At 42.4% G+C, this 528-nt stretch carries 1 protein-coding gene; it reads right to left on the reverse strand.

Annotated elements, in window-relative coordinates; translation table 11 throughout:
• A partial coding sequence (locus R7Z49_RS27390; protein WP_318112814.1) for an NADP-dependent isocitrate dehydrogenase occupies positions 1-528 on the reverse strand: 528 nt, incomplete at both ends.

Below are 528 nucleotides of genomic sequence, written 5' to 3' on the forward strand. Positions count from 1 at the left end.
TCAGGCTGAGTTTGGTAAACCGCCTGAATTGCCGCTTCAATCTCTTCTTTCTGTGCTGCTGGTAGTGACTCGATTTTCGAGTAAACATCACCAAGACCATTATTTACATCAACGCCAAGCTCTTCGAATAACTTACCGTATTTAGCAAAAACGTCTTTGTAGTACACTTTTACAGCGTGACCGAAGATAACCGGGTCAGAAACCTTCATCATCGTCGCTTTCATGTGTAGAGAAAGCAGTACGTCTTGCTCTTTCGCATCTGCGATTTCTTTTTCGAAGAACTCAACCAATGCTTTTTTCTTCAGTACAGAGCTATCAATAACTTCTTTGTCTAACAGTGGGAAAGCAGATTTTAGCTCTTTTACAGAGCCATCTGCGCCAACAAACTCGATTTTTACTTCTGTTGCGCCAGAAATGGTTGTTGATTTCTCGCTACCAAAGAAATCGTCACCCGCCATGCTTGATACATGGGATTTAGAGTCTGATGACCATGCGCCCATTGAGTGTGGGTTTTTCTTTGCATAGTTC

Origin of the sequence: Vibrio sp. 1562, from assembly GCF_033340155.1 — a bacterium.
In the GTDB taxonomy this organism is placed as follows: Bacteria; Pseudomonadota; Gammaproteobacteria; order Enterobacterales; family Vibrionaceae; genus Vibrio; species Vibrio alginolyticus.